This is a genomic window from Micromonospora sp. NPDC023644 (assembly GCF_040640115.1).
Lineage (GTDB): Bacteria > Actinomycetota > Actinomycetes > Mycobacteriales > Micromonosporaceae > Micromonospora.
On sequence record NZ_JBFABA010000011.1, the window covers coordinates 13,032 to 33,517 of the forward strand.

Sequence of the window (20,486 nt, forward strand, 5' to 3'; positions counted from 1 at the left end):
TCATGGTCGGGCCGGGAGACCGGATACGGCCCGGTGACCATCCGCTGGCACACCCCGGCGCGCTGTTTCCCGGTCTCCTACCGCGCGTCGACGGACACCGGCGCGCTGAACGGGCCCTCGTTGCCGCTGCGGTCCACGCCGGACACGCAGTAGGACAGTGGGCGGTCGGCCGGGGCGGCGCGGTCGACCCAGCCGGCACCCCGGGCGGTGCCGACCAGCCGGGCCGCGTCGCCGTCCACGCGGTAGACGGCGAAGCTCGTCGCGCCGTCGCCGCGCCAGGTCAGCGTCACCCCGCCGACGTCCGCACGCCGCGCGTCGGTGACCGTGGGAGCGGCCGGCGGCGCCACCGGCAGCTGCGCCATCGCGGGCACCAGCGCCGGGCCGGCGTAGTGGGCGCCGCTGTACCGGCTGACCGCCCCGAGCTTGTCGGCGCGCACCGAAGCGGCGCTGAAGTGCACGCTTCCGCTCACGCCGTACCGGCGGTTGAGGGCGAGCTGGCGGTCCAGCTCGGCCGGGTCGCGCCAGGCGCCGCGCTCGCCCACCCGGTAGTCGGCCTGGCCGATGTAGAGCTGCACCCGGGTGCCCCGCACCGTGGCCACCCACCACGGCAGCAGCTTGGCGTAGTCGGCCCTGCCGAACCCGATGTGCCAGTAGAGCTGCGGCACGACGTAGTCCAGCCACTGCTCCCGCACCCAGAGCCGGGTGTCGGCGTAGATGTCGTCGTAGCTCTGCAACCCGGCCGAAGCCGAGCCGGCCGGGTCGGTGCGCTTGTTGCGCCAGATGCCGAACGGGCTGATGCCGAACTTCACCCACGGCTTGATCGCCTTGATCCGCTCGCTCATCTCGCGGACCAGCGTGTTCACGTTGTCCCGGCGCCAGGCGCGCTTGTCGGTGAACCCCCGGCCGTACCGGGCGAACGTCGCGTCGTCCGGGAAGTCCTGCCCGGCCTCGGGGTACGGATAGAAGAAGTCGTCGAAGTGCACCCCGTCGACGTCGTAGCGCTGGACCGCCTCCAGCATCGCGTCCTCGACGAACGTGCGCGCCTCGGGGATGCCGGGGTTGAAGTAGAGGCGGCTGCCGGGCTGGTCGGCGCTGGGATAGGTCACCACCCAGTCGCGGTGCCGTCGCAGCGGGTGCGTCGGCGCGAGCTGGTCCAGCCTCGGGCCGGGCCCGCCCACCGTGGCCGGCTGCCCGCCCCGGTACGGGTTGAACCAGGCGTGGAACTCCAGGTTGCGGGCGTGCGCCTCGGCGACCATGAACTCCATCGGGTCCCAGCCCGGGTCGCGGCCGTCGCGTCGCCCGGTCAGCCACTCCGACCATGGCGCGTACGCCGACGGCCAGAGCGCGTCCCCGCTCGGGCGCACGTGCACGAAGACCGCGTTGTGGTTGCGCCGCACCGCCAGGTCCAGCCAACCCCGGAACTCCGCCCGCGCCGACTCCGCCGGCAACCCGCGCCGGCTCGGCCAGTCGATGTTGTTGACCGTCGTGATCCACATGCCCCGCAGCTCGCGGGGCGCGTGAACCGCCCGACCGGCGCAGACGGGGGCGCCGTCCGCGGGGGCGGCACCGAAGGCGGTCACGGCGCCCTGCTCCGGCGCGGCGTCCTCGCCGGTGACCCGGTCGCGCAGCGCCCAGGCGCCGAGCGCGACCGCCATGGCGAGCGCGGCGACCACCGCGACGAGTGTCCGGGTACGACGACGGCGGCGGGCGGGTGGGTCGGCGGGCATCGCTCCAGTCTGCCCAGTCCAGCCCACCTCATGCATCAGTTCGACCGTCACTTGACGGTCAGCTGGGGCCGGCCGCCCACGCTGGGGCGGACGGATCCGGGCCACCCAGACCGGCAGGGGACGCGATCCGCCGGAATCTAGCGTCGGTCGGTCTCGTCGGCGGCACCGCGGTCGGTGTCGCCGGAGACGAACGGGGTGCGCATGCGGGTCATCGCGTCCGCGCTGACGTCCACCGCCCGCCCGCGGTCGCGGTCGGTGTCCCCGTCCCCGTCCGATCCGAAGGGATTCAGGGCGGGCGGCGTCAGATCTGCCAAGGCGTACTCCAAGATGTCACAGGGCAGCTCACAACGGATTCACTGGCAGCTGCGAGCCGGGAAGGAGGGCGGGCGGTCGGGGCACGTCATCGGCCGTCGCATACCCGCCTCGACAGCCTACCGCTCCCACGCCCCGGTCGCAGACGGTGAGGGGTGGCCGCCGTGCAGCTTCAACTCGGCGCTGCCCACGACCTCGCCGTCGAGGGGCACCGCGAAGACCAGCCGGTCCGGGGGTGCCGCCACGGCGGCCCGCACGTACGCCTGCGTCTGCTCGTAGGTGTTGGGCCCCCACGCCTGGTAGCGGCACGACTCCGGCAGGCGGGCCCAGTCGTGGACGGCCGCGGTGTCGTCGAGCGCGAGCGGCCGGAGTGTGACCAGCATGGCGGCACGTCAGGTCACCGCGCGGGCCGGCGGCAATCGATCGGTCGAGCGGGGTCGGCGCGCGCGTCGAGCTGTGTCGCGCGGACCGGGGGGCCGTCGCCGGCCGGCACGGTCAGGGGATCGACGACGGTGTCGCGGCGGTCAGCACGGCCGCCGCGGCGGCGAGCCCGAGGAGGCAGGTGAGCCCCGCGACGCCGGCCAGCCGGCCGGCCGGTGGGACGACGGCCGCCGGCGACGTCGTGCGGCGCGGCGGGACGCACCTGGCGAGGGCGACCGCGACCGCGCAGAGCGCCGGCGCCGCCACGGCCGGATAGGCCCAGCCGCCGAGCAGCGGCGTGAGCAGGCGCGCGCCGACGGCACTGGCCACCAGGAACGCCGCCGCGGTGCGTCGCCAGGCCAGCATGGTCCGCTCGAGTTGCAGGCCGGGGTCGCCGTCCAGGCAGGGAGGTGTCACGACCGGCCAGCCGACGCCGCCCGGTCCGCCTCGCCGGGTGCGGCGGCGCGGCCCACCGCACGAGGCACGTCGCGCGATGCGGCGGCGCGGCCCACCGCACGAGGCACGTCGCGGGGCGCGGCGGCGCGGCTCACCGGACGAGGCCGAGCAGGATCAGCCCGGCCGCCGCGACCAGACCCAGGCCGAGCGGCATCGCCAGCGCGGGTGGCGGCAGGCTCCGCCCGAGACGCAGCGCCGCCTCCGTGCGCAGCCAGCCGAGCCACGCCTGCACCGGCGCCGCGGCGCCGAGCACGATCAGGACGACGGCCGCCGCCCGACGCAGCCCGGGCGCGATGGGCAGGGCGAGCGCCTCCAGGGCGATCCCGGCCGCGAAGAGGGCCAGCGAGGTGCGGATCCAGGCCAGGAAGGTCCGCTCGTTGGCGAGGCTGAACCGGGGGTCGGGGTCGACGCCGATGTCGAAGACCCGGCCGGGCCACCGGCGTCGCCGGTCCGTCCGCGACGAGGTGTCGTCGTCGGTGTCGGCTACCACAGGGCGGTCACTCCCTTTCCGACGGCGATGACGCTGCCGATCAACGCCAGGCCGATGACCGACCGCCGGGCCCGCTCCTCCGGCAGCCAGCGGGACAGGACCTGACCTGCGGCGATGCCGACCGCCATCGCCACGCCGCAGGCCAGCAGCAGGGGCCAGGACAGCGTCGGCGTGCCCTTGGCGGCCAGCGACAGCACGTTGGTGACCAGGCCGACGAGCTGCACGGTCGGCACGAAGCTGCGCTGGCCCCAGTCGGTGCTCACCGCGTAGACGGCCAGGGGCGGCCCGCCGGTGCCCGCGGTGGTGTTGAAGAACCCCGAGGTGAAGCCCGACAGCACCGGCCCGCCACGGCGGCGCAGAAACCGCAGCGGGTTGCCCCGGGCGACCCAGGCGACGGAGACCGCCGTGATCGAGCCGACGCCGATGAGCAGCAGCGGTCCCGGCAGGGACGCCACCACCCAGGCGCCGAGAGGGACGGCGACCACGACGCCGACGATCATCTCCACGGCCAGCCTGCCGTTCAGGGCCCGGAAGGTCGAGGCCAGGACGACGAGGTTGATCGCGGCGGAGAGCAGGTTCGCCAGCACGACCCCGGTGAACGGGCCGAGGATGATGACCAGGAACGGCGCCGCGACCAGCGCGAAGCCGAGCCCGGTGACCCGCTGCATGGCCGCCCCGAGGGCGACCGCCACCACCGCGAGGGCGGCGCCGAGGAGGGCCACCGTCAGCGGGACACCGCGTCGTCAACCACGTCGCAGAGGCGACGCAGCCGGTCCACGGAGATGGTCCGCAGGTCGTCGGCCATCGTCGGGCTGCCGACGACCGACGCCCAGATGGCCCGGCCCGCGAGGAAGCCCGACGCGCCGGCCTGGCAGGCGAGCCGGACGGCGTCGGGGAAGAGCTCGGCGGGTACGCCGGAGGACAGCACCACCCAGGGCCCGGCGATGGACTCGCTCAGCCGTGCGCAGCCGGCGACGATCTCCGCGGGGGTGCCCTGCCCGGCGGTGGGGACCTCGGCCTTGTAGAGGTCGGCGCCGAGCGAGCCGAGTTCCCTGGCGGCGGCGAGGATGCCGGCGTCGTGGTCGAAGGCGCCGCCCTGGCGGGGGGCGCGGGACACCGGCTCGATGATGCTGACGAGTCCGTTGTCGCGGCACCGCCGCACGAAGTCCGTCACCAGGGCGATCCGGGCGGCGGGGTCCTCGTCGGGGCGCCAGAGCACGAGCAGCTTGAGCGCCTTGGCGCCCTGGGCGCGTACGGCGGCGGGGTCGACGTCGTCGTCGATGGCGACGTCGGCGACGAACTCGGTGGCGCTGGCGGTGAAGCGGTCGGCGGCGGCGATCAGGGCGCACTCGGGGGCGACGGCCTCCTGCGCGATGACGGCGTCCCAGCCGAACTGCTTGTCGACGAGGATCGCCGAGGCGTGCGGGCTCAGCGCGCGGGCGGCCGCGACCTTGAAGTCGGTGATCTGCGCGTCGGTGACCGGCTGACTCTGGTGGGCGGCGAACATCGCCCGCAGGGCCTCCCGCTGGTCGACGGCGAGCATGGCGTAGCCGCCGGAGGGGCGGGCCAGGACGGTGGGCGACACGGTGGCGACGGTCATGGTACCTCCCAGGATTACCAAAGGACGTTGGCAACCTACCATCGGATGGTAGAAAAATAACATCCCCAGGTTGCTCTAAACTCTCCACCGAGCCCCGTGGGGTGACATCCGGCAGGAGGGCCCGGCGTGAGCGTGCAGACGTCCCGTTACGAGAGCGCCCCTCGGCGCCGCACGCAGATCATGGCGGCGCTGCGGCGGGCGGGCTTCCTCTCCGTGGCGGAGCTCAGCGCCCAGCTCGGCGTCTCACAGATGACCGTCCGCCGCGACCTGCGTCAGCTCGCGGAGTCCCACGAGGTGACCCTCGTGCACGGCGGGGTCAGCCTGCCGCCGGGCGGCGTCGCCGGTCCCGGCTTCGCCTCCCGGGCCCAGACCCACACCCAGGCGAAACTGGCCATCGGGGCGGCCGCCGCCCGCCTGGTGCAGCCCGGCGACACCGTCGGCATCGACAGCGGGACCACCGCCGCCGAGGTGGCGCACGCCCTGCCCGCCGAGTTCGAAGGCTGCGTGGTCACGCACTCGGTGCCGGTGCTGGGGCACATGCTGTCGCGGCCGCGCGCCCGGGTGATCGGGATCGGCGGCGAGCTGCTGCACGACAACCAGGCGCTGGTTGGCTTCGCCGCCCTCGACCTGACGCGCCGCCTGCGGATCCGGATGCTGTTCCTCGGCGCCGGCGCCGTCGACGAACGCGGGGTCTACGTGCGCTCGGAGATCGAACTCAGCGCCAAGCACGCCCTGATGGAGATCGCCGACGAGATCGTCCTGGTGGTCGACGCGAGCAAGTTGACCTCCACCGCTCCGGTGCAGGTCTGCGGGCTCGACCGGATCGACAGCATGGTCGTCGACGCGCCGCTGCCCGAGGCGGTCGCGACGGCGGTCCGGCGCAACGGCATCCGCGTCATCACCGCCTGACCCTCCCCGGCCAGCCCACCACCTCCCGCCGCACCGACGGTGCCGCGTCCCGTTGCGGTGCGCGTCGTCCTTTTTCGCCCTTCGCCGCCCGCCGCCGGGTCGTCCCAGTTTGTTTCCAGCCCTTGACGGGCCGATGAACGGCGGCTAGAACTGCATGCAGTTCTTCACAAGTGTGAGAGAGGCCTCATGGGACTCAGCGGAGATCTGCAGCACGCCCCGGAAGCGGCCGACCAGGCCGGCCCGGCGGCCGGCCCGGCCGGCCGCCCGGTGGACACCGTGCGGCTGCCCGACGTCCCCGTCGCCGACGTGCGCTGCCGGGTGTTCCGCGCCCGGCCCGCCGAACAGATCGCGATGTCCTTCGCCCCCCTGACCCACCGCGTGATGGTGCTGGTCGAGGTCGAGCTGGCCGACGGCTCGGTCGGCGTCGGCGAGAGCTGGGCCAACTACCCGTCCTGGGCCTGGCGCGAGCGCGTCGCCACGATCAGGGAGGGCGTGGCGCCGCTGCTGCGCGGCGCGCGGCCGGTCGACCCCGCCGGGACGCAACGGGCGCTGATGGCGAAGCTGGGCCCGCTGGGCCGCCAGTGGGGCGCCCCCGGCCCGATCCACCAGGCGGTGAGCGCGGTCGACATCGCGCTGTGGGACCTGGCCGCCCGGCACGCCGGGCGGAGCCTCGCGTCGCTGCTCGCCACGCACCCCCGCACCGAGCTGCCCGTCTACGGCTCCAGCCTCGGTCCCGACGGGGTCGCGGAGACCGCGGAGCAGTGCGCGGCGCTCGGGCTGACCGCCGTGAAGGTCAAGGTCGGCTTCGGCCGCGACCGGGACCTGGCCAACGTCCGCGCCGCACGACGCGTCCTCGGCGACCGGACGCAGATCTTCGCCGACGCCAACCAGGCGTGGTCGCTGCCCGAGGCGCTGCGGATGCTGCCGGCGCTGGCCGACCTGGGCGTCGCCTGGGTCGAGGAGCCGCTCGCCGGCGACCGCCCGGAGGAACTGGACGAGCTCGGCGCCCGCACCGGCATGCCCCTGGCCACCGGCGAGAACCTCTACGGCGCCGCGGCCTTCACCCCGTACCTGCGGGGCAGCGGCGTCACCATCCTGCAACCGGACCTCACCAAGGTCGGCGGGATCAGCGAGTACCTGACGGTGCTGGAAGCCGCCGAGGCCGCGGGCAGGACCGTCAACCCGCATCTGTACAACGGCGCGATCGCGACCGCCGCGACCGTGCAGGTGGCCGCCAGCAGCCAGGCGACGTCCCTCGTCGAGTGGGACGTCCGTTCCAACCCGCTGCGCCGGGCCGCCGACGAGTTCCTGACCGCACACGGCACGGTCACCGTGCCCCACCGCCCCGGTCTCGGTATCGACCTCGATCCGGACCAGCTCGACCCGTACGAGGAGCAGCTGTCGTGACCGATTCCCCGATCGTCGACGAGGTCCTGGCAACCCGGAGCGCGGTGCGCATCGGCGGCCGGGCGGTCCCGGACGCCGCCACGCGGGCGCCCGCGCTGCCCGTCGTCGACCCGTCCACCGGGACGGCCTTCGCCGAGGTCGCCACGGGTGGCCCGGCCGACGCCGCCGACGCGCTCACCGCCGCCACCGCCGCGCTGCCGGCCTGGGCGGCCACCCCGGTGACGCGGCGCGCCGCCGCCCTGCGGGCCATCGCCGACGACATCGAGGCCCTGGCCACCGGAGCGGACTGGGCCGCGCTGATCACCCGGGAGACCGGCAAGCGGCTGGCCGAGTCCACCGCCGAGCTGGGGCTGACCGTGACGTACTTCCGGGTCATGGCCGACCTCGCCGAACGGCAGGACGAGCAGCGGCTGACGGTGGTGCCGCAGCACGAGCACCGGGTCGCCGCCCGGCCGGTCGGGGTCGCGGCAGTGCTCACCCCGTGGAACTTCCCGGTCTCGATCCCCGCCCGGAAGATCGCCCCGGCGCTCGCCGCCGGCTGCCCCGTGCTGTTCAAGCCCTCCGAGCTGGCTCCGCTGTCGTCGATGGTGCTCGCCGCGGTGTGCGAGCGGCACCTGCCCGACGGGGTGCTCGGCACCGTGCTCGGCACCCCGGCCGACGTGGTCTCCCCGTGGCTCGAGGCCCCGGCGGTGCGGGCGGTCTCGTTCACCGGGTCGACCCGGGTCGGTCGCCTGGTCGCGGCCCAGGCGGCGCCGCGGTTCCTGCGTACCGTCATGGAGCTGGGTGGTTGCGCGCCGTTCGTCGTCCTCCCGGACGCCGACCCGCAGGCCGCGGCGCAGACGCTGATGGTGGCCAAGTACCGCAACAACGGCCAGTCCTGCATCGCGGCGAACCAGATCCTGGTCGCCCGGGAGGTGGCCGGCGACTTCGTCGAGGCCTTCGTCGCGGCCAGCCGCGCCCTGCGCGTCGGCGACCCCCGGGACCCCGGCACCGACATCGGCCCGCTCGCCCCGGCCGGCGACCCGGCGCGCATGGCCGACCTGGTCGACGAGGCCGTCGCCAAGGGCGCCCGTGCCGTCGCGCCGGGCGGCGCAGCACCGGCCGCCGGGCACTACGCCACCCCGACGGTGCTGCTCGACGCGCCCGTGGACAGCCGCGCCATGACCGGCGAGATCTTCGGACCGGTCGCGCCGGTGCACGTCTACGACGACCTCGACGAGGCGTTGGCGGTGCACCACGCCACGGGCTACGGGCTCGCCGGCTACGTGTGCGGCACCGACCTGGACGCCGCGCGGGCGGTCGCCAACCGGCTGCACGCCGGCATCGTCGGGATCAACACGGGCACCCCGAACACGCCGTGGGTGCCGTTCGGCGGACTCGGCGACTCGGGCATCGGCTACGAGGGCGGCCGGCCGGGCCTGGAGGCGTTCCAGACCTACCTCAGCGTCGCCTCCCGCCCGGCGGGGGCCTGAGCCTCATGCGCCTGCTCATCGGCCAGACCGGCGCGCCGACCGCCGTCGTCAACGCGAGCCTGCGCGGCTTCCTGGAGGGCGCCGAGGGGCACGAGGTCCTCGCCCTGCGCGGGGGCCCCGACGGCCTCGTCGACGGCCGGCTTACCCCGGTCACCCTCGCCGACGTCCCGCCCGCGTGGACCGGCCGCGGCGGATCCTGGCTCGGCGCCGGCCGCCGGGCGGTCACCGGCGACGACCTCGACGCGGCGGTCGCGACACTCGCCGCGCACCGCGTCGACGGGGTGGCCCTGATCGGCGGCAACGGCACGATGGCGCTGCTGCGGGCCCTCACCGAACGCGCCGAGCAGGCCGGGTTGCCCCTGTGCACCGCCGGCATCCCCAAGACCGTCGACAACGACCTGGTCGGCGTCGACCACTGCCCCGGCTTCGGCTCCGCCGCGCGCTACCTGACCCGGGTCGTGCCCGACCTCGCCCGCGACCACGCGGCGATGCGGGCGATCGAGCCGGTGCGCATCGTGGAGACCCTGGGCCGGTCGGTGGGCTGGCTGGCGCTGGCCGCGACGTGGCACCGGGAGGACCCGGCCCACGCGCCGCACCTCGTCCTGCTGCCGGAGGTGCCGTTCGACCGGGCGGACTTCCTGCGCCGGGTCGCCGACGCCATCGACGCGCACGGTCGCGCGTTCGTGGTGACCAGCGAGGGCGCCGCCCGCGAGCTGACCGACGAGCCCTTCGAGGCGGCCAACCACACCCGGATCCTGCTGGGCGGGGTGTCCCGCCGGCTCGCCGCGCTGGTCACCGCCGAACTCGGGGTCGCCGCCCGCGGCGAGGTCCTCGGCATGGTGCAGCGCTCGGCGGGCGCCCTGGCCGGCGACGTCGACCGCCGGGAGGCGGCCGAGGCCGGGCGACAGGCCGCGCGGCTGCTCGCGGACGGGTGCAGCGGGCTCATGGTCGGCCTGCACCGCGTCGGCACCGAGCCCTACACCGCCGGGTACGACCCGGTGCCGCTGGCCGAGGTCGCCGGTCGGACCCGACCGGTGCCCGCGCGGTGGCGTACGACCGATCCCGCCGACCTCGACGACTTCCACGACTGGCTCTCCCCTCTCATCGCCTGAGTGACCCCTCCATCGAAAGGCAGGCACATGCGGCACAGGTACCTGAGCGCGGCGCTCGCCCTGGCCCTGGTCGGCGGGCTCACCGCCGGCTGCGGCTCGGACTCCGCCGGCTCCGCCAACGAGATTAACCTGATCATGTCCAACCACCCCTGGCAGCGGGCCATCGAGCCGTTGATCGACGACTTCGAGAAGGAGTCGGGCGTCACGGTGAAGGTCCAGACCTTCGCCGAGCAGCAGATGCGCGACAAGGTGCAGCTCAACCTCCAGTCGCGCAGCTCCTCGATGGACGTGTTCATGACGCTGCCCTCCCGCGAGGGCCCGCAGTTCGCCAAGTCCAACTACTACGAGCCGCTCGACGAGCACGTCAGCAAGGCGGGCGCGGACTACGCCGTCGACGACTTCCCGACCGCCGTGCGGGCCGGCATGACCGTGGACGACAAGCTGATCGCGGCGCCGATCAACGTCGAGGGCGTGGTGCTGTACTACCGCACCGACCTGTTCGAGCAGTACGGCGTCACGCCGCCGAAGACGCTCGACGAGCTGACCACCGCCGCCGAGACGATCAAGCAGAAGTCCGGCGGCAGCGTGACCCCCATCGCGTTGCGCGGACAGTCCGCGGCGCTGCCGTTCACCTTCGGGCCGTTCCTGCACTCGCAGGGCGTGAGCTGGACCAAGCCCGACGGCACGCCCAACTTCGACGACCCCAAGGCGGTCGAGGCGATCAACCGCTACGCCACCCTGGCCCGCGACTACGGCCCGCCCGGCGTCGTCAACAACACCTTCACCCAGTCCTCGGCCCTCTTCGCCGCCGGCAACGCCGCCATGGAGCTGGAGTCGAGCAACGAGGTCAGCAGCATCATCGACCCCAAGACCTCCAAGGTCGCCGACAAGATCGGCGTCCTCGACTTCCCGGCCGGCGCCGCCGGCTCGAAGACCACCGTGCTCTCCTGGGGCCTGGCGGTCTCCTCGTTCTCGAAGAACAAGGACGCCGCGTGGAAGTTCGTGCAGTGGGCCACCAGCGCGAAGACCCAGCTGGAGCTGACCAAGTCCGGCATCGCCCCGCCGCGCACCTCGGTCAGCGAGGATCCCGCCTACACCGCCACCCTCAACACCGAGACGCTCAAGCAGTGGAACACGGTGCTGGCGAAGGCCCAGACCGACGGTGACACCGAGGTCGGCCCGGTGGGTGTCGCGGCCGCCGAGATGCGCAAGGTCATCGGCGACGCGGTAGGCACGGTGATCCTCGGCCGGGCGAGCGCCGAGGAAGCGGCCAAGCAGATCCAGGACGGCCTCACCCCGCTGCTGGCGAAGAACCGCGAGTAGGAGCAGCCTCATGAGCACCGACACGATGACGACACGCCCGACCGGCTCCCGCCCCGCCACCGCGGGGCGGGGGGCGGGGCGCCGGCCGAGGAGGACGGTGCATCCGACGGCCCGGGGAATCTGGCCCTTCGTGGTGCCGGCCGCGGTGGTCACCGCCCTGCTGGTCCTGCTGCCGATCGCGTACACCGTCTGGTTGTCGGTGACCGACCGGCTCTCCGACGGTACGAACGCCGGCTTCCTCGGGTTCGACAACTACGCCCGGATGTTCGCCGACCCGGCCTTCTACAACTCCCTGAAGGTGACGCTCTTCCTCTTCGTGGTGTGCCTCGCCGTGGAGACCGTGCTGGGCCTCGCGCTCGGCTACGTGATGAGCCTCGACGTGCCGGGTCGGCGCGTCTTCCAGGGCATGATGCTCATCCCGGCGATCACCGCGTCGGTGGCGGTCGGCCTGCTCTGGCTGCTGATCATGGATCCGTCGCTGGGGGCGGCCAACGAACTGCTGGCCGTCGTCGGGATCGACCCCGTGGTCTGGCTCGGCGACCCGTCGATCGCACCCTGGTCGATCGCGCTGGTGGACATCTGGCAGTGGACGCCGTTCATGGCGCTGATCATCTCCGCGGGCATCCGGTCGCTGCCGGAGGAGCCGTTCGAGGCGGCGGCCATCGACGGGGCCAGCGGCTGGCGTACGGCGTGGAACATCGGTCTGCCCCTGCTGCGGCCGGTGCTCATCGTCGCGATGCTGCTGCGCACGGTCGACCTGGTCCGGTTCTTCGACACCATCTACATCATGACCCAGGGCGGGCCGGTCGACTCGACGAACAGCCTCAACGTGTACGGCTACAACGAGGCGTTCATCGACCAGGAACCCAGCTACGCCGCCACCCTGCAGATCGCCCTGCTGGTGCTCGTCGTGCTGATCGCCGCCGTCTTCACCCTGGTACGAAGGAGGACCGCGAAATGAGCGCGGGCAAGCGGCTGGTCGGCGTCTACACCGCGTACTTCCTGTTCGCCGTGGTCTTCTTCGGCCCGGTGCTGTTCATGCTCTGGTCGTCGCTGCGGCGCAACGTCGACATCACCGGTTCCCTGTTCGACGTGGCCTCGCCGCTGACGCTGGAGAACTTCACCAACCTGTTCGAGCGCTTCGAGTTCGGCCGCTACATCGCCAACAGCTTCATCGTCGCCGGCGGCTCCACCCTGCTCGGCCTGGTGCTGGGCGCCCCGGCCGCGTACGTGATCGTCCGGCGGCAGCTGAACACGCTGGGCTTCGTCACCCTGCTCGCCCGGATGGCGCCCGGCGTCCTGTTCGTCCTTCCGCTGTTCGTGCTCTCCATCCGCATCGACGCCCCGTCGAACACCGGGCTCAACTACGCCCTGCTCGTCGTGGCGCACCTGATCGTCACCCTGCCGCTGTGCATCTGGCTGCTGATCCCGTTCTTCGAGGAGATCCCGATCAGCATCGAGGAGTCCACGCTCATCGACGGGGCCTCCACCTGGCAGCGGTTCCGCCTGGTGGTGCTGCCGCTGGCCCTGCCCGGCGTCTCGGTGGCCCTGACGCTCAGCTTCGTCTTCTCCTGGAACTACTTCCTGTTCGCCCTGGCGCTCGCCAACGACCAGACGCTGCCGCTGACGGTCATCGCCTTCAACTTCATCGGCCAGGGATCGAACGACTTCGGCGGTCTGATGGCCGCCAGCACGCTCATCTCAGCGCCGGCCCTGCTGCTGACGATCTTCGCGCAGCGGTGGCTGGTGCGTGGAATCACCGGAGGTGCCGTCAAGTGACGACCACCAGTCTCCGAGCCCGCTTCCTGGGCGACGGTCGGATCGACTTCGAGCGGGCCACGCTCGGCCCGGTCGCAAACGGGCAGGTACGCGTCCGCGTCGACGTCTGCGCCCTCTGCGGCTCGGACAAGCGGCTGCTGCGCTCGGGGTCGCCCGTGGTGCCGGGACACGAGATCGCCGGCACCGTGGTCGACGTCGGCGCGGACGTCGCCGTGCCCGTCGGCACGCGCGGCATTGTCTACATCCCGGTCTTCTGCGGTACGTGCCGCCGCTGCGCCGCCGGGCGCACCAACCAGTGCCTGCACCTGCGGGAGCTGATCGGCTGGCAGCGCGACGGCGGGTTCGCCGAGCACGTCGACGTGCCCGCCCGCTGCCTGCTGCCGGTGCCCGACGACGTGCCGCTGGACACGGCGGTGCTGGGCCTGGACACCGTCGGCACCGCCGCCCACGCCCTGCGGCTGTGGCAGCGCACCCAACCCGACGGCGTGGACCGGGCGCTGGTCATCGGCGCCGGACCGTTGGGCCTCGGCGTCATCGCCGTGGCCGGCGCCTTCGGCGTCGGCGCGGTCGACGCCTTCGACCCGCACGAGGGTCGCCTGTCCACCGCCGTCGAGCTGGGCGCCCGCGCCGCAGGCGACCTGGCGGCGGAGAACCAGTACGACCTCGTGGTCGAGGTCAGCGGCGCCGCGGCGGCGCGGGAGACCGCGCAGCGGGTGGTCGCGCCCGGCGGCGCGGTGATCGCCCTCGGCGAGTCCGACGAGCCCTACACGATGCCCGCGACGCCCCGCTGGCGGCGCACCGACTGCTACACGGTGCGTTCCTTCTACTTCCCCACCAGCGAGGTCGAGGCGAACTGGGACCTGCTGCGCGGCCACGGCGCCGCGCTGCGGGACCGGTTGACGGTGCCGGTGACCCTCGCCGAACTGCCCGACGCCTTCGCCCGCTTCGTCGCCGGCGACTACTTCAAACCCTGCATCGTGTCGGAGGACGCACCATGACCCAGCCGCAGCACCTGCTCATCCTCGCGGTCGACCAGCGTCCCTGGCTCACCCAGGCGCTCTACGGCCACACCGGCACCGCCACCCGCGACCAACGCGCGGCGATCGCCGACGGCAAGCACATGGTGGCGGAGGGGCTCCTCGCGGCGCTCGCCGACGAGCCGGGGCTGGCCGCGCACGCCGGCATCCTCGTCGACGCGACGCTCGGCCCCGGCGTGGCCGAGCGGGCACACGCCCACGGCGTGACCGTGAGCATGCCGCTGGAGCGCGGCGGCTGCGAGATCTACGAGACCGAACCGGCCGACCTGAAGTCCCACCTGGAGCACCACCGGCCCGAGCTGCCCAAGGTCCTGGTCCGCTACAACGTCGAGGGCGACGTCGACGGCAACCGGGTCCAGCGCGCCCGGCTGGCCGAGGTCTCCGCGGCGGTGCGCGACGCCGGTGGCCGTTTCCTGTTCGAGCTGCTCGTGCCCCCCACGCCCGCGCAGCTGGACGCCGTCGGCGGCGACCCGGGACGGTTCGAGCGGGAACTGCGGCCCGCGCTGGTGCACCGCGCGATGACCGAGCTGCTCGACGAGGTGCCGGTGGACGTCTGGAAGCTGGAGCACCTCGACCGGCGGGAGCACTACCGCACCGCGGCCCGGATCGCGGCCGAGGCCGGCGGCGAGTGCATCCTGCTCGGCGCCAACGCGCCGGCGGCACGGGTCGAGGGGTGGCTCGCCGACGCCGCCACCGCCGGATTCACCGGCTTCGCTATCGGGCGTAGCATCTGGTGGGACGCGCTGCGCGGGCTGCTCGCCGGGGACCTGGCCCGCCCTCAGGCGGTGGCGGCGGTCGCCGCGAACTACCGCGGATTCGCCGCCGCGTTCCTCGCCGCGGTGCCGGTCGGGCCCGAGCCGCACGAGTGAGGACGCCAGTGACGCCACCTTCCACGCCCCGGCCCCCCGCCGCGACGCTGCCCGCGCCCGCGCCCGCGCCGGAAGCGGACCCGCAGACCGGTGAGCGGGTCGGCGAGCTGCTCTACCGGACGCTGCGCGACCGGATCATCTCGGGCGAGCTGCGGCCCGGCACCCGGCTGAGCGTCCCGGCGCTGGCCGAGGAGTTCCGGGTGAGCCGCAGCCCCGTGCGCGACGCGGTGATCCGCCTGGTGCAGGACGAACTGGCGCGCGAGACCCTCAACCGCGGCGCGGTGGTCGCCCGCATCGAGGGAGAGGAGCTGGTCAGCCTCTACGAGGCCCGCGAGGCCCTGGAGTGGGCGGTGGCCCGGCTGGCCGCGCAGCGGTACAGCCCGGCGCTGCGCCGCCGCCTGCTCGCCCTGCTCACCGAGCACCGGCAGGTCGCGGCGGACGGCGACTTCGCCCGCCACATCGAACTCGACGCCGCGTTCCACCGGGAGATCCGGCAGGCCGCGCAGAGTCCCGTGCTGACCCGGATGCTCGACGGCGTCCAGAGTCGGGTCCTGATCGCGATGCGTTCGACCAGCCTCACCGGAGGCATGGCCCAGGCCGTCGCCGACCACCAGGCCATCTTCGAGGCGCTCTGCTCGGGTGACCCCGACGCCGCGGGCGAGGCCGCCCGGGCGCACATCCGACGACTCAAGGAGCTGCTGCGTGCCGCCTACTGACGCCGGCACGATCACCGCCGTCCGGTGCCACGGTCCGGGCGACGTACGCGTCGAGCACCTGCCCGCGCGCGCCCCGGGCCCCGGCGAGGTGGCCATCGAGCCCCTGGCCGTCGGGGTCTGCGGCACGGACAGCCACATCGTCGGCGGCAGCTTCCCCGCGGCCTCGCCGGTCGTGCTGGGCCACGAGGTCTGCGGGCGGGTACGGGAGGTGGGCGCCGGGGTCGACCGGCTCACGCCCGGCGACCTGGTGACCGTCGAGCCGCACGACTACTGCACCACCTGCGCGTACTGCCGGCTGGGGCAGGAGCACCTCTGCGACGCCAAGCGGGGCTACGGCGTGCGGCTCGACGGCGGGATGACCGAGCGCATGGTGGTGCCGGCGCGGATCGCCTACCGGCTGCCGCCGGGCACGCCACCGTGGATCGGGGCCCTGACCGAGCCGCTCGCGTGCTGCATCCACGGCATGGACCAGCTCGCGCCCCGCTCCGGCCTGCCCGTGCTCGTCTACGGCGCGGGCCCGGCGGGCGCGATGATGGTGGCGCTGGCCCGCTCCCGCGGGCTCGCCCCCGTCGTCGTGATGGATCCCCGCCCGGACCGCCGCGACCTCGCGCTGCGCATGGGGGCCGACGCCGCCCTCGACCCGGGCGACCCGGCCAGCGAGGCGGCGGCCCGGGCCCTGACCGGCGGCCTCGGCTTCCCGTACGTCGTCGACGCCGTCGGCTCGGCGCGCCTGCTGGAGTCCGCGATCGGCATGGCCAGCCGGGGTGGTCGGATCCTGGTCTTCGGTGTCGCCCGGCCGGACGAGGAGGCGCGGGTGCGCCCCAACGAGGTCTTCGCGCGCGAGCTGACCATCGTGGGGGCGGTCATCAACCCGTACACCCATCACCGCGCGGTGGGCATGCTGCCGACGCTCGGCCTGGACCGGCTGCGGCCGGCGTTCTTCGGGCTGGAGGAGGTCTCGCAGGCGCTCGCGGCGCAGGCCGGCGGGCGGGCCGACAAGGTCTTCGTCGCCCCGCGCGGGGCCGACGCCGCCCGCGGGTAGCCCCCGGGGCTCCGGCCTGCCCACCCCGTGCGCGCCACCGTGGCCGGGTCCCACGGTGGCGCCGCACCGGGCCGACGACTTTTGACCGTCCGGACGAAAGTTCAGACGATCTCGCACAAACATCTAGACATTTAGATTTAAGAATCATAGTGTTGCCTCACCAGGCAGCGGCGTGCCAGGCCAACCATCAGGACATGACAACGATGTCCGTTCGATGTCCCGGGCCCGCCGCTGAGCCCGAGCGCCGCGCGACGACGCACGTCGTTGTCCCGCTCCCCTGGAGGAGAAGAATGCTCGGACCGTCCCGACGAGCACGCGCGTCCCTCGCGAGCGCCCTCACCGCCGTCCTGGCCGTCGCCGGCCTGTGGCTGTCCCCGCCGAGTGCGGGTGCGGCTCCCCCGCCGCAGGAACCCGGTGTCACCCTGCGCGTCTTCGACCTGCAGGTGCCGCTGGAGAGACTCTGCACCCTCAAGGCCGGCCAGACCCCGAACGTCGACAAGCTCATGCCGACGATCAACTGGACGACCGCGGCCGACTTCGGCATCGAGGACCAGTTCCTGGTCCACGTCCTCGGCAACGTCAACGTCACCCAGGCCGGGCGCTACACCTTCCGGCTTATCAGCGACGACGGGTCACGCCTGCTGATCGACGACACGCTGATCGTCGACCACGACGGCGCGCACGGCCCAGCGCCAAAGGACGGTGCGGTCGACCTGACCGTCGGATACCACTCCCTGCGCATCGAGCACTTCGAGCGTACGGGCGGCCAGCAGCTCACGTTGCAGTGGCAGCCCCCGGGCTCCGGCTCGTTCGTGGACGTGCCGAACTCCGCGCTGAGCACCGACGCCGGCGTCGTCCGGGTGACCGCACCCGGCCGCAAGGAGTGCGAGGCCAGTGGCGACTCCCCCGGCGACGGGCTGCCGCTCACCTCGGTGCACCCCAACTACACCCTGACCGACCTGCGCCCGAGCGGCTTCCAGCCGCAGGTGACCGGGTTCGACTGGTTCCCCGACGGCCGCCTGGCCGTGGCCACCTGGGGTGGTTCCCTGACCAGCGTGGGCGAGGTGTGGATCCTGGGCAACGTCACCGGCACCGCCAGCCCCGCCCAGGTGACCCGGCAGCGGGTGGCGAGCGGGCTGCAGGAGCCGATGGGACTCAAGATCGTCGACGGCAAGATCTACGTCGCGGAGAAGGCGAAGCTCACCGAGCTCAACGACACCAACGGCGACGGGGTGACCGACCAGTACCGCACCGTGGCCACCTGGCCGTTCGGCAACAACTTCCACGAGTTCGGGTTCGGCCTGCTGTACCGGGACGGGTACTTCTACCTGAACCTCTCGGTGTCCATCAACTACGGTGGGGCCACGACCGACCCGCAACCGGCGCCGAACCGGGGCACGACCGTCAGGGTGAACCGGAGCACCGGCGCGATCGACTACGTGGCCGGCGGCCTGCGTACTCCCCACGGCATCGGCTGGGGCCCCGAGGGTGACATCTTCGTCACCGACAACCAGGGTGGCTGGCTGCCGTCGTCGAAGCTCGTGCACGTCAAGCAGGGCCGCTTCTTCAACCACTACATGAACCCGCCCGGGCCGTTCGACGACAACCCGGTGGTCCAGCCGGTCCTCTGGATGCCGCAGAACGAGATCGGCAACTCGCCCAGCACCCCGGTCATGTTGACCCAGGGCCCCTTCGCCGGGCAGATGGTCATCGGCGACGTGACCTACGGCGGGCTCCAGCGCGCCTACCTGGAGAAGGTCAACGGCGAGTACCAGGGTGCGCTGTTCCGGATGACCCAGGGCCTGGAGGCGGGGGTGTCCGAGGTGAGCGTCGGCCCCGACGGCGCCATCTACACCGGCGGTCTGCACGGCGGCGGCAACTGGGGGCAGGACGGCAAGCTCAGTTACGGCCTACAGAAGATCGCCCCGAACGGCGCCAACCACTTCGACATGCGGGCGATGCGGGCGCTGCCCAACGGCTTCGAGATCGAGTACACCCAGCCGCTGTCTGCGGCGACCGCCACGGCACTGGCCACGAAGTACCGGGTGAAGCAGTGGCGCTACGTGGCGACGGCCGCGTACGGCGGGCCGAAGATCGACGAGGAGAGCCTGCCGGTCTCGTCGGCCACCCTGTCGCAGGACGGCAGGACGGTCACGCTGGTGACCAACGGCCTCAAGCCTGGTCGGGTGGTGCACGTCCGATCGCCCCGGCCGTTCGCGGCCAGCAACGGTCAGTCGCTGTGGAGCACCGAGGCGTGGTACACGCTCAACGCCATCCCGGGTCAGCAGCCGCCCGTGAACCTCGCGCTGGGCAGGGCGGCGACCGCCGACAGTTCCTGCTCGGCCACCGAGCGCCCGGCCAAGGCCGTCAACGGAACGGTCACCAGCGGCAACCTCGACAAGTGGTGTTCGACGGGCGCGAACAAGTGGCTGCGGGTCGACCTCGGCGCCACCCAGAGCGTCAGCCGCTTCGTCGTCAAGCACGCCGGCGCAGGCGGGGAGAACACCGCCTGGAACACCCGCGACTTCACCATCCAGACCAGCACCGACGGCACGACGTGGACGACGACGGCCAACGTCACCGCCAACACGGCCAGCACCACCACCCACGACGTCTCCCCCACCCAGGCCAGATACGTCAGGCTGAACGTCACCAAGCCCACCAGCACCACCGACAACGCGGCCCGGATCTACGAGTTCGAGGCCTACGGTGGGCAGGCCGCCACCGAGAACCTCGCGCTGGGCAGGGCGGCGACGGCCGACAGTTCCTGCTCGGCCACCGAGGGCCCGGCGAAGGCCGTGAACGGCAGCGTGACCGGCGGGAACAGCGACAAGTGGTGCTCGTCGGGCACGAACAAGTGGCTGCGGGTCGACCTCGGTGCCACCCAGAGCGTCAGCCGCTTCGTCGTCAAGCACGCCGGCGCAGGCGGCGAGGACCCCGCCTGGAACACCCGCGACTTCACCATCCAGACCAGCACCGACGGCACGACGTGGACGACGACGGCCAACGTCACCGCCAACACCGCCAGCACCACCACCCACGACGTCTCCCCCACCCAGGCCAGATACGTCCGACTCAACGTCACCAAGCCCACCAGCACCACCGACAACGCGGCCCGCATCTACGAGTTCGAGGCCCACGGCTCCGGAGTCGACACCGGCCGGGTCACGCTCCTCGACGGGTCCAGCCTCGACAACTTCGAGTCCACCAACGGCACCCCGGCGACGTGGCCGCTGGCCAAGGGCGGGGTGGAGGTCCTCGGCGGCGACATCCGCAGCCGGCGGAGCTTCGGCGACTTCCGGCTGCACGTCGAGTTCTGGCTGCCCAACCTCCCGCCGGACGTCACCGGCCAGGCCCGCGCGAACAGCGGCATCTACCTGCAGGACCGCTACGAGCTCCAGGTCCTGGATTCCTTCGGCGACACCACCCCGGCCAACGACGAGGGTGGCGCCATCTACGGAAAGATCGCGCCGTCGGTCAACGCGGCCACCGCCCCGGAGACGTGGCAGACCTACGACGTCACCTTCCGCGCGGCCCGCTTCGACAGCGCCGGAATCAAGACGGAGAACGCCCGGGTCACGGTCGTGTGGAACGGCGTCACCGTCCACGACAACGCGGTGATCAACGGGCCCACGGGCAACGGCGCCCCGGAGGGCCCCTCCGTGGGGCCGATCCGGCTGCAGGACCACGGTGACCCCGGCCTCAACGTCCACTACCGCAACATCTGGGTCGAACCGATCCGCTGACCGCAGCACCGAGGGGACGACGATCGCGCGGGTCGTCGTCCCCTCGGCCGTCGCCCCGCCGTAGACGGA

The 20,486-nt window shown here is 73.1% G+C and carries 19 protein-coding genes; 12 read left to right on the top strand and 7 right to left on the bottom strand.

Features of this window, described 5'->3' with window-relative positions; genetic code table 11:
• Window positions 1-77 precede the first annotated feature (77 nt).
• From AB0G08_RS11510 to AB0G08_RS11540, 7 genes are all read right to left on the bottom strand, one after another.
• Entirely contained in the window at window positions 78-1,727 is a 1,650-nt protein-coding gene (locus AB0G08_RS11510; RefSeq protein WP_358086276.1) for a family 10 glycosylhydrolase, read from the bottom strand.
• A gap of 137 nt (window positions 1,728-1,864) precedes the next feature.
• The gene (locus AB0G08_RS11515; RefSeq protein ID WP_358086278.1) at window positions 1,865-2,041 is read right to left on the bottom strand and encodes a hypothetical protein; all 177 of its coding nucleotides are present in this window, start codon (window positions 2,039-2,041) and stop codon (window positions 1,865-1,867) included.
• 117 nt (window positions 2,042-2,158) lie between these two features.
• Window positions 2,159-2,422, bottom strand: a complete 264-nt coding sequence (locus AB0G08_RS11520; RefSeq protein WP_358086280.1) for a GNAT family N-acetyltransferase — start codon at window positions 2,420-2,422, stop codon at window positions 2,159-2,161.
• A 112-nt stretch (window positions 2,423-2,534) separates the two neighbouring features.
• Entirely contained in the window at window positions 2,535-2,876 is a 342-nt protein-coding gene (locus tag AB0G08_RS11525) for a DUF202 domain-containing protein (protein ID WP_358086282.1), read from the bottom strand.
• Window positions 2,877-3,006: 130 nt separating this feature from the next.
• A complete protein-coding gene (locus AB0G08_RS11530) occupies window positions 3,007-3,405 on the bottom strand; it encodes a DUF202 domain-containing protein (protein ID WP_358086284.1) in 399 nt (132 codons plus the stop codon).
• On the bottom strand, window positions 3,399-4,127 hold the full coding sequence (locus tag AB0G08_RS11535) for a sulfite exporter TauE/SafE family protein (RefSeq protein WP_358086286.1): 729 nt from the start codon (window positions 4,125-4,127) through the stop codon (window positions 3,399-3,401). Before AB0G08_RS11535 ends, AB0G08_RS11530 begins: the two co-directional genes overlap by 7 nt.
• Before the next feature lie 2 nt (window positions 4,128-4,129).
• The gene (locus tag AB0G08_RS11540; protein ID WP_358086288.1) at window positions 4,130-5,005 is read right to left on the bottom strand and encodes a hypothetical protein; all 876 of its coding nucleotides are present in this window, start codon (window positions 5,003-5,005) and stop codon (window positions 4,130-4,132) included.
• Between the two features lie 126 nt (window positions 5,006-5,131).
• On the opposite strand from AB0G08_RS11540, the gene AB0G08_RS11545 reads away from it, so the two are divergent.
• From AB0G08_RS11545 to AB0G08_RS11600, 12 genes are all read left to right on the top strand, one after another.
• Window positions 5,132-5,914: a DeoR/GlpR family DNA-binding transcription regulator gene (locus AB0G08_RS11545; RefSeq protein WP_358086290.1), complete on the top strand. Its 783-nt coding sequence runs from the start codon at window positions 5,132-5,134 to the stop codon at window positions 5,912-5,914.
• 186 nt (window positions 5,915-6,100) lie between these two features.
• A complete protein-coding gene (locus AB0G08_RS11550) occupies window positions 6,101-7,321 on the top strand; it encodes a mandelate racemase/muconate lactonizing enzyme family protein (RefSeq protein WP_358086292.1) in 1,221 nt (406 codons plus the stop codon).
• A complete protein-coding gene (locus tag AB0G08_RS11555; protein ID WP_358086294.1) occupies window positions 7,318-8,793 on the top strand; it encodes an aldehyde dehydrogenase family protein in 1,476 nt (491 codons plus the stop codon). Before AB0G08_RS11550 ends, AB0G08_RS11555 begins: the two co-directional genes overlap by 4 nt.
• Before the next feature lie 5 nt (window positions 8,794-8,798).
• Complete coding sequence (locus AB0G08_RS11560) at window positions 8,799-9,905, top strand: diphosphate--fructose-6-phosphate 1-phosphotransferase (protein ID WP_358086296.1); 1,107 nt, start codon at window positions 8,799-8,801, stop codon at window positions 9,903-9,905.
• A 27-nt stretch (window positions 9,906-9,932) separates the two neighbouring features.
• Entirely contained in the window at window positions 9,933-11,228 is a 1,296-nt protein-coding gene (locus AB0G08_RS11565; protein WP_358086298.1) for a sugar ABC transporter substrate-binding protein, read from the top strand.
• A 10-nt stretch (window positions 11,229-11,238) separates the two neighbouring features.
• Entirely contained in the window at window positions 11,239-12,189 is a 951-nt protein-coding gene (locus tag AB0G08_RS11570; RefSeq protein ID WP_358086300.1) for a sugar ABC transporter permease, read from the top strand.
• The gene (locus tag AB0G08_RS11575) at window positions 12,186-13,007 is read left to right on the top strand and encodes a carbohydrate ABC transporter permease (RefSeq protein WP_358086302.1); all 822 of its coding nucleotides are present in this window, start codon (window positions 12,186-12,188) and stop codon (window positions 13,005-13,007) included. Before AB0G08_RS11570 ends, AB0G08_RS11575 begins: the two co-directional genes overlap by 4 nt.
• Window positions 13,004-14,005 carry an alcohol dehydrogenase catalytic domain-containing protein gene (locus tag AB0G08_RS11580; protein WP_358086304.1) on the top strand — a complete coding sequence of 334 codons (1,002 nt, stop codon included), beginning with the start codon at window positions 13,004-13,006 and terminating at the stop codon, window positions 14,003-14,005. Before AB0G08_RS11575 ends, AB0G08_RS11580 begins: the two co-directional genes overlap by 4 nt.
• The gene (locus AB0G08_RS11585; protein WP_358086306.1) at window positions 14,002-14,913 is read left to right on the top strand and encodes a 2-deoxy-5-keto-D-gluconate 6-phosphate aldolase domain-containing protein; all 912 of its coding nucleotides are present in this window, start codon (window positions 14,002-14,004) and stop codon (window positions 14,911-14,913) included. Before AB0G08_RS11580 ends, AB0G08_RS11585 begins: the two co-directional genes overlap by 4 nt.
• Before the next feature lie 8 nt (window positions 14,914-14,921).
• Window positions 14,922-15,629 (top strand): GntR family transcriptional regulator, encoded by a 708-nt coding sequence (locus AB0G08_RS11590; protein WP_358086308.1) that lies wholly within the window; start codon window positions 14,922-14,924, stop codon window positions 15,627-15,629.
• On the top strand, window positions 15,616-16,671 hold the full coding sequence (locus AB0G08_RS11595) for an alcohol dehydrogenase catalytic domain-containing protein (protein ID WP_358086310.1): 1,056 nt from the start codon (window positions 15,616-15,618) through the stop codon (window positions 16,669-16,671). The genes AB0G08_RS11590 and AB0G08_RS11595 overlap by 14 nt, the downstream gene beginning before the upstream one ends.
• 290 nt (window positions 16,672-16,961) lie before the next feature.
• Window positions 16,962-20,417 (top strand): discoidin domain-containing protein, encoded by a 3,456-nt coding sequence (locus tag AB0G08_RS11600; protein ID WP_358086312.1) that lies wholly within the window; start codon window positions 16,962-16,964, stop codon window positions 20,415-20,417.
• Window positions 20,418-20,486 lie beyond the last annotated feature (69 nt).

Excerpts from the sequence above, each read along its gene's own strand:
- AB0G08_RS11560 (WP_358086296.1), top strand. The coding sequence starts at position 8,799 with ATGCGCCTGCTCATCGGCCAGACCGGCGCGCCGACCGCCGTCGTCAAC.
- AB0G08_RS11550 (WP_358086292.1), top strand. The coding sequence starts at position 6,101 with ATGGGACTCAGCGGAGATCTGCAGCACGCCCCGGAAGCGGCCGACCAG.
- AB0G08_RS11570 (WP_358086300.1), top strand. The coding sequence starts at position 11,239 with ATGAGCACCGACACGATGACGACACGCCCGACCGGCTCCCGCCCCGCC.
- AB0G08_RS11565 (WP_358086298.1), top strand. The coding sequence starts at position 9,933 with ATGCGGCACAGGTACCTGAGCGCGGCGCTCGCCCTGGCCCTGGTCGGC.
- AB0G08_RS11520 (WP_358086280.1), bottom strand. The coding sequence starts at position 2,422 with ATGCTGGTCACACTCCGGCCGCTCGCGCTCGACGACACCGCGGCCGTC.
- AB0G08_RS11600 (WP_358086312.1), top strand. The coding sequence starts at position 16,962 with ATGCTCGGACCGTCCCGACGAGCACGCGCGTCCCTCGCGAGCGCCCTC.
- AB0G08_RS11540 (WP_358086288.1), bottom strand. The coding sequence starts at position 5,005 with ATGACCGTCGCCACCGTGTCGCCCACCGTCCTGGCCCGCCCCTCCGGC.
- AB0G08_RS11510 (WP_358086276.1), bottom strand. The coding sequence starts at position 1,727 with ATGCCCGCCGACCCACCCGCCCGCCGCCGTCGTCGTACCCGGACACTC.
- AB0G08_RS11575 (WP_358086302.1), top strand. The coding sequence starts at position 12,186 with ATGAGCGCGGGCAAGCGGCTGGTCGGCGTCTACACCGCGTACTTCCTG.
- AB0G08_RS11585 (WP_358086306.1), top strand. The coding sequence starts at position 14,002 with ATGACCCAGCCGCAGCACCTGCTCATCCTCGCGGTCGACCAGCGTCCC.